Origin of the sequence: Mesorhizobium sp. M1312, assembly GCF_040318115.1 — a bacterium.
Taxonomy (GTDB): Bacteria; Pseudomonadota; Alphaproteobacteria; order Rhizobiales; family Rhizobiaceae; genus Mesorhizobium.
In genome coordinates this window covers 25,368-39,294 of record NZ_JAMYLQ010000031.1, presented here as the reverse complement: position 1 = coordinate 39,294, position 13,927 = coordinate 25,368, and the positions used below count along the sequence as shown (strand labels likewise).

11 protein-coding genes and 3 pseudogenes are annotated in these 13,927 nt (G+C 59.4%); 7 read left to right on the top strand and 7 right to left on the bottom strand.

Features of this window, described 5'->3' with window-relative positions; all coding sequences use genetic code 11:
• Positions 1 to 70: 70 nt before the first annotated feature.
• A pseudogene (locus NKH36_RS27795) lies at positions 71 to 825 on the bottom strand (IS5 family transposase).
• A gap of 80 nt (positions 826 to 905) precedes the next feature.
• Positions 906 to 1,161, bottom strand: a pseudogene (locus NKH36_RS27790) (EamA family transporter); the annotation flags it as partial.
• 375 nt (positions 1,162 to 1,536) lie between these two features.
• Here NKH36_RS27790 and NKH36_RS27785 point away from each other — a divergent pair.
• The 3 genes and pseudogenes from NKH36_RS27785 to NKH36_RS27775 form a co-directional block, all read left to right on the top strand.
• Positions 1,537 to 2,918: pseudogene (locus NKH36_RS27785) on the top strand (ISNCY family transposase); the annotation flags it as partial.
• Positions 2,919 to 3,690: 772 nt separating this feature from the next.
• The gene (gene dgt, locus NKH36_RS27780; RefSeq protein ID WP_352962835.1) at positions 3,691 to 5,115 is read left to right on the top strand and encodes a dGTP triphosphohydrolase; all 1,425 of its coding nucleotides are present in this window, start codon (positions 3,691 to 3,693) and stop codon (positions 5,113 to 5,115) included.
• 14 nt (positions 5,116 to 5,129) lie between these two features.
• A complete protein-coding gene (locus NKH36_RS27775) occupies positions 5,130 to 6,011 on the top strand; it encodes a hypothetical protein (protein WP_352962837.1) in 882 nt (293 codons plus the stop codon).
• A 28-nt stretch (positions 6,012 to 6,039) separates the two neighbouring features.
• Here the strand turns inward: NKH36_RS27775 and NKH36_RS27770 are convergent, their stop codons facing one another.
• Together NKH36_RS27770 and NKH36_RS27765 are read right to left on the bottom strand one after the other, a co-directional pair.
• Entirely contained in the window at positions 6,040 to 6,741 is a 702-nt protein-coding gene (locus NKH36_RS27770; protein WP_352962839.1) for an RES family NAD+ phosphorylase, read from the bottom strand.
• Between the two features lie 6 nt (positions 6,742 to 6,747).
• The gene (locus tag NKH36_RS27765; protein ID WP_352962841.1) at positions 6,748 to 7,146 is read right to left on the bottom strand and encodes an antitoxin Xre/MbcA/ParS toxin-binding domain-containing protein; all 399 of its coding nucleotides are present in this window, start codon (positions 7,144 to 7,146) and stop codon (positions 6,748 to 6,750) included.
• Positions 7,147 to 7,298: 152 nt separating this feature from the next.
• Here NKH36_RS27765 and NKH36_RS27760 point away from each other — a divergent pair, with 152 nt between their 5' ends.
• The 4 genes from NKH36_RS27760 to NKH36_RS27745 are packed head-to-tail and all read left to right on the top strand — an operon-like array spanning position 7,299 to position 9,715.
• Positions 7,299 to 8,003: a multiubiquitin domain-containing protein gene (locus tag NKH36_RS27760; RefSeq protein WP_352965268.1), complete on the top strand. Its 705-nt coding sequence runs from the start codon at positions 7,299 to 7,301 to the stop codon at positions 8,001 to 8,003.
• Positions 8,000 to 8,329 carry a hypothetical protein gene (locus tag NKH36_RS27755; RefSeq protein ID WP_352962846.1) on the top strand — a complete coding sequence of 110 codons (330 nt, stop codon included), beginning with the start codon at positions 8,000 to 8,002 and terminating at the stop codon, positions 8,327 to 8,329. Before NKH36_RS27760 ends, NKH36_RS27755 begins: the two co-directional genes overlap by 4 nt.
• Positions 8,326 to 8,844: a hypothetical protein gene (locus tag NKH36_RS27750; RefSeq protein ID WP_352962848.1), complete on the top strand. Its 519-nt coding sequence runs from the start codon at positions 8,326 to 8,328 to the stop codon at positions 8,842 to 8,844. The genes NKH36_RS27755 and NKH36_RS27750 overlap by 4 nt, the downstream gene beginning before the upstream one ends.
• Entirely contained in the window at positions 8,831 to 9,715 is an 885-nt protein-coding gene (locus NKH36_RS27745) for a HesA/MoeB/ThiF family protein (protein WP_352962850.1), read from the top strand. The genes NKH36_RS27750 and NKH36_RS27745 overlap by 14 nt, the downstream gene beginning before the upstream one ends.
• A gap of 85 nt (positions 9,716 to 9,800) precedes the next feature.
• On the opposite strand, the gene NKH36_RS27740 is transcribed toward NKH36_RS27745, so the two are convergent.
• Genes NKH36_RS27740 through NKH36_RS27730 form a run of 3 tightly spaced genes read right to left on the bottom strand, consistent with a single transcriptional unit; the run spans position 9,801 to position 13,922 of the window.
• Positions 9,801 to 10,898 (bottom strand): PfkB family carbohydrate kinase, encoded by a 1,098-nt coding sequence (locus tag NKH36_RS27740; protein WP_352962852.1) that lies wholly within the window; start codon positions 10,896 to 10,898, stop codon positions 9,801 to 9,803.
• A complete protein-coding gene (locus NKH36_RS27735) occupies positions 10,895 to 12,010 on the bottom strand; it encodes a hypothetical protein (RefSeq protein ID WP_352962855.1) in 1,116 nt (371 codons plus the stop codon). The genes NKH36_RS27740 and NKH36_RS27735 overlap by 4 nt, the downstream gene beginning before the upstream one ends.
• A 1-nt stretch (position 12,011) precedes the next feature.
• Positions 12,012 to 13,922 (bottom strand): hypothetical protein, encoded by a 1,911-nt coding sequence (locus NKH36_RS27730; protein ID WP_352962857.1) that lies wholly within the window; start codon positions 13,920 to 13,922, stop codon positions 12,012 to 12,014.
• Positions 13,923 to 13,927 lie beyond the last annotated feature (5 nt).

Sequence of the window (13,927 nt, the reverse complement as noted above, 5' to 3'; positions counted from 1 at the left end):
TCAACGGTAAGCGATCAGGATTGCACCGGTGGCGACCAGCAGGATCCCGAGCCAGTTGTAGGGCGTGTCCTCAGTTGAGGAGGAAAGTTATAGCGACGAGTTGAACGGCGGCGAGGAAATTACGCGCGGTCTTGTCATAGCGGGTGGCGATGGCGCGGAAGTGCTTGAGCCTGTTGAAGAACCGCTCGACGAGATTGCGCTCGCGGTAGAGCGCGAAATCGGTCTGGCGCGGCGTGACGCGGTTGGCCTTGGGTGGGATGACCGGCGTGATTCGTCGGTCCTCAAGGGTTCGGATGAGGGCCTCGGCGTCGTAGGCCTTGTCCGCAAGAAGGGCTTGCGGGTCGACTTGGTCGAGCAACGGCTCAGCCTGGCCAAGATCGGAGGCTTGGCCAGGGGTCAGAGAGAAGCCGACGGGGTTGCCCAAGGCGTCGACCATGGCGTGGATCTTGGTGGTCAGTCCGCCTCGGGAGCGTCCGATGGCTTGGTCTTCGCCCGCTTTTTTTGGGCGCCGGCGCTGTGTTGGTGAGCCCGCACGATGGTCGCGTCCAGCGACATGTACTCGTTGTCGTGGTCACTGGCCAAAGTCTTGAAGATACGGTCAAAAACGCCGCTCTTGGCCCACCGGTCAAAGCGTTGCCAGACAATCTTCCAGTCCCCGAAACGCGGCGGCAGGTCGCGCCAGGGAATGCCTGCCCGGTAGCGGTAGAGCACCGCTTCGACAAACAGCCGGTTGTCCTGCGCCGTCCCACCTACATGGCCTTCCCGGCCGGGCAGGAAATCCTTGATCCGATCCCATTGGTCGTCGCGAAGTCCATATCGCCGCATCGGTCGGTTCCCCAAATCAAACCGACCGCCTATGAATCACTCAAAGACTGATTTGGGAATCCCCTAACTGAGGACACGCCCTAGCCGGACAGGCGCTCGCCCAACAAAATTACCGCAAAAATGGCGACCATGACAACGCTGAGCTTGTCGACAGGCGCAAGCCGCGCTGCGTCACCAAGCTTCAGCGCGCGGAAATAGCAGAGCCATGACGCACCCGTGGCAAGGCCCGATAAAATGAGGAATGTCCAGCTGCGAGGCGTGACACTAGAGGGCGCTGCCACTGTCCCGAAAGGTGACCAGTACGCCAGCGGCGCCCAAGATGACGATCGTCCGGATAAATCAACTTTGTTGAGGCTCAGCGGTTTTACCATGCCCTGAAGATCGGTCAGGCGAAGATCGATCGAGAGATCGATCCGGGTTCGGCCAAGTCTCTTTTCTTACACCTCAAGGTCATTGAAGGCTTCCCAAGCAATCCAGACTTCTGGGAATAAGGGAACATTCAAACTTCATTTGGAGAGTGCATCCTCTGGCGAGGGTCAGGTGCGTTAAAACGGCTGACAGGTTCCACGCTGCCAATTATGCGACTTTCGAATGTAGCAGCTAAGTTAAAATGTCCGGATCTGGCAAAGTAGGAATGTCGCCCCTGCATTTGCCTTGCCAATCTCCCCGCCTTCGAGCGCACAGGAGATTGCAGGTTGGGGACTGGTTCTGATGAGCGAACGCGAGCTGCAGCGGATTGAGGTTCTGTCGAGGGTTAGTGAGCGAAGAATGACCAGCGCCACGGCTGCGGGTTTGCTCGGCGTCTCGGCCAGGCAAGTCCAGCGGCTAATGAAGACGTTTCAGTCTGAAGGCGCGCCGGCTCTTCGCCACAAGGCGGGTGGCCGTCCCTCCAACAACCGCATTCTTGATGGCGTTCGCGACTTTGCGCTGGAGCTGATTCGGGAGCATTACGGCGATTTCGGTCCAACGCTGGCGCGCGAGAAGCTGTTTGAGCGGCACCAGCTTGCGGTAAGCAAGGAGACGTTGCGCAAATGGATGACGGAGGCGGGCATCTGGACATTGCGCCGTGAGCGCAAGCGCCGGCTGCACCAGCCGCGCGGCCGGCGCGACTGTCTCGGCGAGATGGTGCAAATCGACGGCTCGCATCACTGGTGGTTCGAGGAGCGCGGGCCCAAATGCGCCCTGCTCGTCTTCATCGACGACGCGACCGGCCGGCTCCTACATCTGCGCTTTGCCGGGTCGGAGAACACGTTTGACTACTTTCACGCGGCGAAGTCCTATCTGCAGGCATGGGGCAAGCCGTTGGCCTTCTACAGCGACAAGCACGGTATCTTCCGGACGACGCATGGTTCCAAGTTGGACCGCGGCAGCGGCCTGACGCAGTTCGGCCGGGCGCTCTACGAGCTCAACATAGACATCATCTGCGCCAACTCCCCACAGGCGAAGGGCCGCGTCGAGCGCGCCAACCAGACGCTGCAGGACCGGCTTGTGAAGGAGCTGCGCCTGCGCGGCATCAGCACGATCGAGGCGGCCAACGCTATGCGGCTGAGTTCATGGCGGACTTCAATGCGCGCTTTGCCAAGGAGCCACGCAACCCGAAGGACATGCACCGTCCCTTCGCCGATCACGAGAACCTGGACGGGGCCTTGTGCCGCAAGGAGGTCCGCACGCTGACGCAGGCTCTGACGCTGCGTTACGACAAGGTGATGTTCATTCTGCACCCGACCGAATTGGCGAAGAAGCTTGCCTGCAAGAAGGTGGTCGTCTGCGACTATCCTGATGGCCGTCTCGATATCATGCATGAGGGTGTCGCCCTGCCCTACAGAGCCTTCGATGAGCTGCGCTCGGTTCACCGTTCGGCGATCGTCGAGAACAAGCGGCTGGACGCCGCCCTGGAGATGGTTGCCGAGATGCAGGTCGGCCGCGATCTGCAGCGCAGCCAACGCGGGCCGCGCCGCACCGGCCAGACCGACCACATGTTCGGAATCCCTGATGGCGTTGAGAGCAACGGTTATGTGAAACGCGGTCGCAAGCCCGGCAGGCCGCCTGGTTACCGGCGTGAGCAAGCGCCCACTGAGGCGCCCGTACCGGAAGTCGGGCGCGCATCCGTCGAGGTCGATCTGCGGCTGACGGAGAGTGACAAGAATCGTATCGCCGATGTCGTCACGATGCTGAGCGAGTATCGGATCCCGAGCGGTCGACGCCGGCCAACGAAGCTAGTCCGTAGCGGCGGCTCTCTAATCTAGCCGAGGGGTGCCTGACTGAACCGCACCCGATCGGGCTGCGCAATCCCGACCAGCTGACGCCCGATCCGGCGCTCTCGTTGTGGCCGCCCCACCGCCATGCGACATTTCTACTTTGCTGGCGCCGCGACATTCGAACTTGGTTGCAACATCGAAGCACGTAGCGTGAACATCGAGGCTGAAAAAACCGTCTTTGCTCTCCGGGCCATAAGTCATTTCTGCCGAAGGACCGCGATCAGATTGCGGCACTGAAGGTCTGGGGTTGGGCCGGTGTGGAAGGTCGGCTTTCGGTTCACCACTGCAAGAAACCGCTATTCGGCTCACGACCCTATTGGACGCATCACCCTTTTGCGATTCCCAAAACCAGACTTTCGACGCCAGAACGTGAGCGACCACATCGCGGAGGAAGTCGACTAATGGGTTAGAGGCTGCGGATACCGTTGACGCTACGATTATTCCGGTTTAGAACATATAGAGAACATCGCTATTGGGACTTGATGCGCCAATTGGTTGGAGAGCCGGTGATCGTTTGTTAGCGTGCTTTCTCCTTAGCAACAGGTTCTGCCAATTGACGAATCGTAGCACCGAGCCGATACCGGAGCGAAGATAAGGGCGACGGACATTGGCTGACCTAAATTGGGAAAAGTTGCTCAATGCGCAGCGGCGCAAGGATAAGGCCAAGGGCAAGGCCGCCGAGCGCTCCGCCAAAACCACCGAACACCGGACCGAGCTTGAGCGCGATCATGACCGCATTCTATTCTCGACGCCTGTTAGACGCATGCAAGACAAAACGCAGGTTTTTCCACTGGACCCCCACGACAGCGTGCGGACGCGCCTGACCCATAGCCATGAAGTAGCGAATATGGCACGCAGCTTCGGTACCGCGCTGGTCCACGTCTATCCCGACAAGTTCAATTTGCCCGAAGCCGTAAACGCTGGGCGTAACGTCCCTGCCCTACTCGAAGCGATCGGGCTGGCCCACGACCTCGGCAATCCGCCCTTCGGTCACCAAGGTGAGGATGCGATCCAATCCTGGGTGAAGTCCAAAGGGCCAGAGATCTTTGAGGGTCTGGATGGCGCCGCATTGCGCGAAGACTTCCTTCGGTTCGAAGGAAACGCTCAAGCATTCAGGCTGCTGACCCGTTTGCAGATCGTCAACGATGACTTCGGACTGAACATGAGCTACGCGTTCCTCGCAGCTCTAATGAAATACCCCAGTCCTTCAGACAAGGTGAACAAGTCGGTCCTGGCTCGCAAGAAGTTCAACTTCTTCCAGTCTGAAGCCAACATCGCAAGGGAAGTCTGGGCTGAAACCGGGCTTGCCGAAGGCATTCGCCACCCGCTCACCTTCGTCATGGAAGCCTGTGACGACATCGCCTACTCCGTCGTAGATGTCGAAGATGCCGCGAAGAAAGGGCTCGTCAATTTCGACCGTCTCGTCGGCTACCTGTTGCACAAGGCAGAGGAGGACGAGGCCGTTCTCAAGGTAGTCGAGAAGGCCAAGGAGCAGCACCAAGAATTTCGCGAGAAATCCCTGTCGGCGGCAGAGCTTGACGACATCACAATGCAGATGTTTCGGGTCAACGCGATTGGTGTGATGATCGTCGCGGCGACAGATGCTTTCGTGGCAAACCTGGACACCATTATGGCCGGCACGTTCGACAAGGAGCTGATGGCGGCGTCCAAAGCGGCGCGCCTATGGCGTTTGCTTAAGGAATTCGCCGGCAAGCACATCTACCCTCACCGCCAGGTGCTCGAGGTGGAACTGACCGGCCATCAGACGATTCACGGACTCATGGACATCTTCTGGGCAGCCATCACCAACCGGAAAGATCCGCTTGATATCGCCTCGAAGCGAACGTCCCCCCTTCACAGCTATGTCTATTCCCGAATTTCGGAGAATTACCGCCGCGTCGCTGAAGCTCCGGACAACCGCATGCCTATCCGCTACCGTGAACTGCAGCTGATGACGGACATGGTGTCGGGCATGACAGACGGTTTCGCGATTTCGCTGCTGAAAGACCTGCGGGCACGGGGTGCGGCGTGACTACTTCCCAGCATGTGCTGGACCACGGTCTCAGCTCGGACATCGCCGACTTCATCCGAGGCCCACAAGGGCACGATATCGGCGATCTTATCGACCGTCTGAGCCCGGTCGGGGATTGTGCGATCTTCGGCGGACTGCCCCGCGATTTCGCCCGCGAAGGCCGCAATTCCTTCCGGTCGGATGTTGATGTCGTGGTCGCCGCCGCCCCCGGAGCATTGGACGCGCTACTCGCGCAATTGGGCGGTGAGCGTAACCGGTTCGGTGGGTATCGCTTGAAGTACGGCCGCTTCGACTTCGACGTCTGGGCCTTGCAGACGACATGGGCGGCCAGCAATGACTACGTAGCGGTCCACTCACTGAATGACCTAGTCAAAACCACGTTCTTCGATTGCGATGCAGTCCTGTTCCATTGCCGCACGCTGGAGATCACCCGGTCCGAGCGGTTCTGGGCGAGCATCGAGCATGGCATCGTCGATATCAATCTCGAGGCCAACCCCCACTACATCGGCACGCTCGCGCGCACCTTGCGTATCCTGTTCGATTGGCAACAGCGGCTAACGCCGCGGCTTGCGAACTATCTGGCAGAGGGCATCGCGCGTAGCCGCAACGAGATCCTGGATTACGCCACGCGTAGTGGCGCCGGTCTTGGCCTAGCGTCTGGAACGGACCTCGATGCCGCGATTTCGGCGCTCTGCGAGCACCGTGTCGGAAAGATCCTCCTCGAGCGCAAGTCGGTATCGGCCCCGCTTCTACCGATCCCAGGCGAGCCGCCCCGCGGGTCCGCTTTGCAGACGAGTGCCGAGGTCGCCGGGCGGTCGGATGGGCCAATTGCTGCACGGCAGTATTGGGCCGACTGTGAACGGTCGGCTTTCGAGATTCCAGATACTAACTCATGACCTCGTCGGTGCTAGAGATTTGGATCGACTAGGCGGCAACCCTCCTTATCGGGATGATGTCGCCGCGATCAATGTCACGGTTTTCCCCAAAACTGTAGATGCGGTGGATCTGAGTGCCGTCCCACCGAAACCGATAGTGGGCGCCCTGGACACCCTTATCGGGGAGCGCATCCGACGTGAAGATGCTTAAGAAATCGTGGCCGGGCAGTTCTGTCATGCCAAAGACCACACCCTGCGCGCCCTCCTCATAGAGATGCCGGCCGAGCTTCTGACGCGCTGACCCAGGCGTGTCCGGCGGCAATCCGCGCAGGTCAACGAATGTTCCCAGGACACGGTTCGTGATCATTCTCATGTCAACACCGCAGGCTGGTTCTTCCGTACGGGCGAGGAATTCCTCGCGACGAACGATAGCGCGCGCAAGCGCGCCCCGTTCGTCGCCGGCAAGTTCCATCACTGAGTATGGTGCCGGAAGCATGTATGTGCCTTCCGGCATAGGATAGGCGAACGGGGCGTGATTCCAGTTCTGAAGCCGCGACGATCCGGAATCAGCTGAGGTATCACCCCCCGTCAGACGCGACTTGGCTGCGAGCCGGGGGTTGGTCACCTTCTCGAGTTCGGCCGCGAATGCCCGCATTTCAGGGGATCCGAACCGCTCATAGATGTCGATGGTCGGGTATTTCGACGGTATTAACCGCCGATATTGCCCATGAACTGCGATCTGCGGGTACACCTTTACTTAGCCTCCGCGTTGGGCATCGACGTAATGCCTGACCCTGATGATGTCCGTCAAAGTTCCATTTAGCAGGATGTCCAGTGCGGACGCTCCCTCGAAGTATCTATTTGGCTTTTTCAGCCATTTTACGGCCGAGTCCGGCGTATCGAGCAGAATCATGAGCGCCTTATAGATTGAACCAAGGTGGGATATTCTCTCCAGTACGTCTGTCGAAACCTCTCCTCCGTCCTTGCGCCACCGGAAGTATGTTGAGCGAGCCGGTGATCCCAGCAGTTTTATTTGTTGGTCGGTGTTCAGGTCCCAGATTTCAGCGAGGTCGAAGAAGAAGGTCAGCGGGTTCGGCGGGTTTGAGTGCGTCGTTCGGGGATGGTCGGGGGAGGTTGTGTGTTCATGGGTTTTCATCTGTCTCCTCAAAATCCCAAATCGGACTTGAAATTCGAAAACAGTCCGATTAGATACAGTCTCACAACGGACTGAATCGGGACTATCTGTTCCTTTTGGGATTTCGTCAAGGCTTGGGGCGTGGATCCGCGCGTCCCGCATGGAGAGTTGTTATGGAAACTCTGGTGGACAATGACAGCGGGTGCCATTCCGGCCCTACCGCGTTCGAGGTCGAAATCGGTGACCGCAATTTTGAGTTTGAAAGGGTTGAGGTTGATGATGCCGTCGTGACCGGTGCCCAGGTTGCAATGGCAGCGGGGAAGCTCCCGGTGGAAGACTTCGTGGTGCTTAAGCACCTGAAGTCGGGGGAACTCGAGTCGCTGCGGCCAACTGAAAGCGCCGAACTAAGCCGGAAGGACACGAACCGCTTCTTCGTCATAAAGGGCGGCGACGTGAACCGGTTCTTCGTCGAAGGCTTGTCGATGGAATGGCCGCGCGCCAAGCTCCTTGCGTGGCAGATCAAGTTCCTCGCCGGCGCCGGCGAGGACAAGTCGCTGGTCTTGGAACGCGATGGCGTTGATCAGGTCTTCGATGATGCCGATGAAGTTGATCTCGGCGGCAACGGGACCGAGCGCTTCAAGCTCCGGAAGCGCAGGAAAACCGTCACCGTAATCTACGGCGGCGACATCGAGTTTGAACTCGAGCGTCGTGCCTACACCACCGCCGAATTGATTGCGGTGTTCGGCGTTCCTGAGGGCTATCGCCTCGATCTTATCGGCGCCGATGGCGTCTTTCGCGAGATGGCCCCGGACGAAAGCCTGAAGATCCGGGACGGCATGGAGTTCGGCTCTCATCCGCCAATCGGGCAGTCTTCATGACACCCGAGCTGGGGTTGGCTTCCATCCGCCGGATCAACCGGCGCGCCGAACTGTGGGAGGATGTGGGCGGGGCCCTCGTCTTCCTGCCCGCCATGAAGATCGTCCACAACGGAGATACAGTAGTAGTCGATGGCCTGCTCTCGCCGCGCAGCCACTCAAGCTACACCACACGCCTGTTTCTCTCCAGGCCGTTTCCTAATCGCGGCCAGAATTGGACTGTTCACCAGATCATGGGTCGGGAATGGCATGCCATGTCCTTCAACGACGTCCCGGCAACGCTGCCCTGGACTGACATCCTCGCCAATCATCTGGGACCGCTACGGTGAAGGTTACGCTCAAGATCAACGGTTTTCTGCTGGATGGAGTCCGGCACGACCTGGAAAGACCGCATCGCTTCGCACACGAACGCGTCGGCTTCCTGACAGCTGGCGTTGCGGCCATGCGGGACGGACTCATGCTGATGGTGCGCAACTACATGCCCGTTGCGGACGATGACTATGAAATGGCACATGATGTCGGCGCCCGTATCGGGTCGAACGCAATGCGTAAGGCTGTGCAAAATGCTTATCGGCCCGCCTCGACCCTACTGCATATCCATTCACATGGTGGGCGAGGAAGGCCCGGGTTCAGCGGCACCGATTTGGAGAGTGCTGACGAGTTTGTCCCGGGGTTTTTCCAGTCCGTCCCCAAGATGCCGCACGGATTGCTCGTGCTGAGCAACAACGCTGCCACGGGGATTCTGTGGTTGAAAGCCGCCGCGCGGCCAGTGGCGATCGAGCGCTTTGTACGCGTCGACCGACCGGTCACCGAACAATGGAGTGGACACCATGAATTGGCTTGACCGGCAGTCTTTCCTCGGCCGTGACAGTGGAAGGCGGCTAGATGAGGTCACAGTCGGACTCGTTGGCGTCGGGGGCGGAAACTCGCACGTCGCGCAGCAACTAGCCCATGCGGGATTGGGAGGGTTTGTGCTGGTCGACAGCGATCAGATCTCGTTGACGAACTTGAATCGGCTGATCGGAGGAACTTGGCGCTACGTTAGGGACTCTACGCCCAAGGTCGAAATCATGCGAAACATGATCCTTGCGATCAACCCGAATGCACGTATTGAAATCCACCGGAGGCAATGGCAGGAGGTCGGAGACGCCCTGAAAGACTGTGATATCGTGGTCGGCGGGCTTGATAGCGTGCGTGCTAAGGACGAGCTCGACGCATTCTGCCGCCGGTTCCTCATTCCCTATGTGGACCAAGGCATGGACGTCCACCGGCTGGGAGCAGGGAAGGGCCACCTGGTGGCCGGACAGGTCGTGCTATCGCAGCCGGGAAGCCCCTGCCTTCGTTGCCTCGGTATTGTCACCGAGGATGCGTTGGCCGAAGAATCACGCAACTACGGCGCCGCAGGCGGACAGCCTCAAGTCGTATGGTCGAACGGTGTGCTAGCATCGCTTGCCGTGGGTTTTGTGATGCAGCTCATCACCCCGTGGCACCGGCAAATACGGGTTGGCGCCTTTCTCGCTTATGACGGCAATTCGGGACTGGTAACGGAGTCCGCCCGGTACAAGCGCTTGTCCGAAAACCCGTGCTCGCACTATCCGCCATCGGCGGTGGGAGACATGGGTTTCGACGTCCGAAGCGTTGGTAGGACAGATCCGGAAACTATTGAGCAAAAACTTTCATGGACGCGCAGACTCTTGCGCTGGCTGTTGGCCTAAACAACGGCGGACCACAGTCGACAGGCGTGTGGTGTTGACGCGCGCGTAGCTGATCCAGATACCTATCGTCCCTTGCGAACGGCCACTAGGCTGCGACGGCTGCCGACCTGCGCCCTTGGCGGTGAGACCTATCGCGTTCGTCATCTTCGGGCGGGCAAGCGGGACAAGCCACCGATGCGTCGCCAATGGCTTTTGCCGCTACCATCGACAACTTTGGCCTACCTTCCAAAAGAGAGACAATCTGCTTGGCGAAGGAGCGGCCGTCTACGGCGTACATACCGCCCCGTGCGCCCTCAAATCCGCAGTTCCATGCCGCAAGCGCCTGACCGTATCGAAGGGCTTGGTGAATCGAGACTCCGGTACCATCCCGTAAGCCTATTTGTCCGTGAGCGGCGACTTTCGTCAGAAGCCCTGCGGTACACCAATCTCCCGATCCGCATGTATCAACCATGTTCGGTGCATTGATTGCACTCAGATGCGCCCATTCCGAAATGCCCGCTCCAAGACGATGACGGTATCTCAACCCATCAGAGCCGAGCGTCTGCACCTCAAGGAGAGTGGCACTTTCGGCCTGCATTGTGCCGCCGGCTGTTGCGAGGCGCTGATCGGAGTATTTCACGATGTGAGCCAATTGGATCGCCTCTGCAAAGAGCTTCTCATCCGACCTAGCCGAAGGTTCATAGACGATGACGGCACCCTGGGCTGACGCCGCGGACGCCAGCGAGAGCGCGGCGCGCGAAAGGCGATCCATGAAAAATACGGCTGCTCCAGGAAGGTTCGCAGCGACGGTTTCGATAGCGTCCTGGGTGACAGGTCGGTAGCTGGGTAAGCGTTGACCGCAGCGCGGACATGACCATAAAAACCGATGGGTTGGAGAGCCGTGGCGGTCCCGACGAATCTGCTGGATGATAATCGGCGTGTGGCTGGTCGGCGCACAATCCGTGAAGTCGAGAGCCACACCCCATCGCTTGAGATCAGCGCGGACGCGATGGGACGCCGGATCCCCGTTCATCCTTGCGATGGGGAAGGAGTTCCAGCCGAGGTATGCCAGGATAGCCATGACGTTGCCACAGGTGCCGCCCGCCCAGGATTGAACGGGCGATCTGGCGTCCGCGCCCATGACCAGATCGAGAGCGATCAATCCGGTGCCGAACGCTTTGGGCCGGGGGTCTTTTGTCTTCATGAGGCACTCCTCCCTTCACGGTGAAGCACTGGCCGAGGCTGTGTATACACGTCGCCTTCCAACCAGATGTGTACAAGATTTGGCGTCGAGCTTGTAAGCGGAACTGACCCGTCAAGATCGTAGCTTATCGATTCGAGGTATGCGACCGGTAAATCTCGTTCCAATGCGGCCATCAGCGCTCCCAATGCCATGACCTTGCTGCCGAGCGGCGACAAGACCAGTAGCGAGCCTCCGACCTCGCGGAAGACCGGCTTTCGCAAGTCGTCAAGCCGCAGAATGGTTCTGTAGAGATCGAGGGGATCCGCCTCGTCCGCATAGAGGATGTTGCGGGTGTCAACTGACCATCCGCTCTCCATCTCAGTCAGGAATTCTTCCGCCAGCTTGTCGCCAAGTCTCGGATCACTGGCAGGGAAAGGCAGGATTGGGCACGTGTCATGCGGCCCGACGAACTCATGAAGTCTGCCGAGTGCGCCACGGCGTCCGGTCGCAAGTTGGGGCAGCCATAGCTTTGCCGCTGCCGCTGAACCGTCCAGCGTAGATCCACCCTTAAACCCATGGACATAACCTGGTGCATCGCTTGGCACCGATTGAATAGCTGCATCCAGCGTTGGGTCATAAGCGACGAAGACGTGCAGGTTAGCTGGGCCCTTGCCGCGCTCGATCCGCTCCACGAGATAGCGAATAATCGGGAAGCTGGTGCCCACTGACAGTGCACTGGCGTCGACGACGACATCGGTAATGTCCTCGAACTTTTCCTTGCCAAGGCTACTGGCTATATTTCTGCCGCCGACAACAGCCCCGTCCGTTCCGAAAATTTCGACAGGAATGACGACATGGTTGCCGACGGCTGTGGTCAGTGATCCCGCGTTTGATGTGGCTCGGTTTATGAGGTCCTGCGCCGGCTTAGGCCGGTTTTCTTGAAACAGGATCGCGCGCACGGATGCCCCGGCAGCTTTCAGCCGTTCGGCGACGGCGGTCGAGCGCGGATCGAAGCCAGCGCCGGCAATCAGTAAGACTTTCCGGCCGACGCCTCCGAAATACTCGACGATAAATCCGTCAACTTCCGCACCTCGATGTGAGACACACGGATCCCAGCGCCGCTCGCGTCCCATGTCAGACCTCGCCCAGAAGCCGAACGAGATGGTCGGCGTGGCGCTCGAGGAAGCCGCCGCGTTTCAGAGTGAGACCATGGTGCAGCAACAGGACACCGCCGAGCTCGACCAGGCACCATAGGCGCTTCTTCGTTCCATAGTTGGGAACCAACATGAACGCGTTGTATGCGACGCCGAACTGCAGAACGCGCGCCAGGTCAGGATAGGTTGACGGGATCGTGTCAAATTCCTCCTGGGGAATCCCGAATGCTGATGCCCCTCCACCTAGAGAGGCATTGCCTTCAAGGCTCTTGGCTAGGCATTCGGAGGCGATCCTCTCGGCGAGACGGCGGACGAGCTGATGCTGGGGAAAGTCCCATTCTCGTACCATTTCGGAGGCGCGCTCGCGCAATAGCTGGTGTTGTACGCCACTGGTCAGCGTCGCCGGCTTCGATCGGATCAGTTGGGTTTCCGACTGCGACACCAGCCTGGCGGCGAGCTGCAGAAATTGCTCTGCATTCTCGGAGCTGGCGTCGCAGAGCGGGTCGATGCCAAAATAATATGGCCGATCATATCGGTGGAGCAGATGGACCCGCGCGCCATCCGCTACGCCGGCATCGGCAGTCAGCGGGCGGCTTGGCTCGGTGTCTTCTGCGTTTTCCTCAAAGAGGCCGCGCTGAGGGACCCGTTTGGCATAACGCTCGAGCAGAATTGCGAGCATAGCTAACCGAAGATCCTCACCGTCTTCGTCGGCACCCTCCAAATAGTCGGCAACCTCCTGTTCAAGTCCGCTTCGGCGCTCGGCCGAAACGGCATAGCGACGTTGAAGCGTCTCAACCTGCTTGGCGAGTTTCTCTCGCTTCGATTGCGCAATCGTCTCCGACTGAGTCGAGAGAAGATCGCCAAGGTTGTGGAGCCGCCGGCGATTGAAAACCTCCATCTGGACGAGATAGCGGCCAGCCATGTCCTTCGCCATCTTGCGAAACGCCCGGCGCTGGTTGGCTCGGTCTTCCCCGCTTTGCATCCAGATGCTGGTGATTTCCCTGGCGCGCTTGAAGCCCGGCTCATCGGCCGTCGCGGCGGACCCGTCGTCGAGCAGCACATCGGACGGAGTGAGCGCGTCAAGCCGTGTGAGTATCCAACGTGACACCTTCAATTCGCGTCGGCTGAGCCAGCGCTGTAGGGCGATGAGCTGTGTCGGATGAAGGCTGTGCGCGTCATCGAAAATCACGAGCGGTCGAAGATCGAAGGTCTCCTCGCCCGCAGCGATGTGAAATGCCTCGATAACATCGAACGGTCTGTAGGCGGCGGCTGCCTCGCTGTCGATTTCGTCGATCTCCGGAGGAACCAGGGCTGCCGAAATTCGATAGATGGCAAGCTCCACCTCCCGCGCGCGAGCATGCAGTGCCGGCCCTGTCGTTCCGCCGATAGCAGTGAGGGCTGCCACAGCGTCGGCACGCGGAACAATCTCGACCTGATCCAGGCCGATGCCAGCGGCCTGGACGTTCCGCAGCCAGGCAAGCACCGTCCGCGCTTGAAGGAGCGCGATCATCAGCCCTGTCTTCAATTCGTCGGGATAGGGGAATTCCCAAAACTCGCGATATTCGGCTTCAAGCGGGATCCGGCCGCCAATCAACGTCGGCCGTTGATCGGCAATTGCCCCACAGGCGCTGAGAGTATCAATCAGCGGCTTATAAGAGTTCATCGTGCGGTTGCGCAACAGCGTGCGCAATGTCGAGAATTGGAAAAGGCGCGCGAGGGTCGTCTTGCCGCTGCCCGGCGTCCCGATGATCATAGCCAGTCTATCGTAGAGCCGCCCCTCTTCCGCCGGCTTCTGGAAAAATGTCGCTAGCGGCTCAGGCGTGACAACGGCAAGAAAGGCTTCGTCGTCACGTAGATATTCAGTCGCACGCTTCTCGAATGGGTTTGCCATGTGTG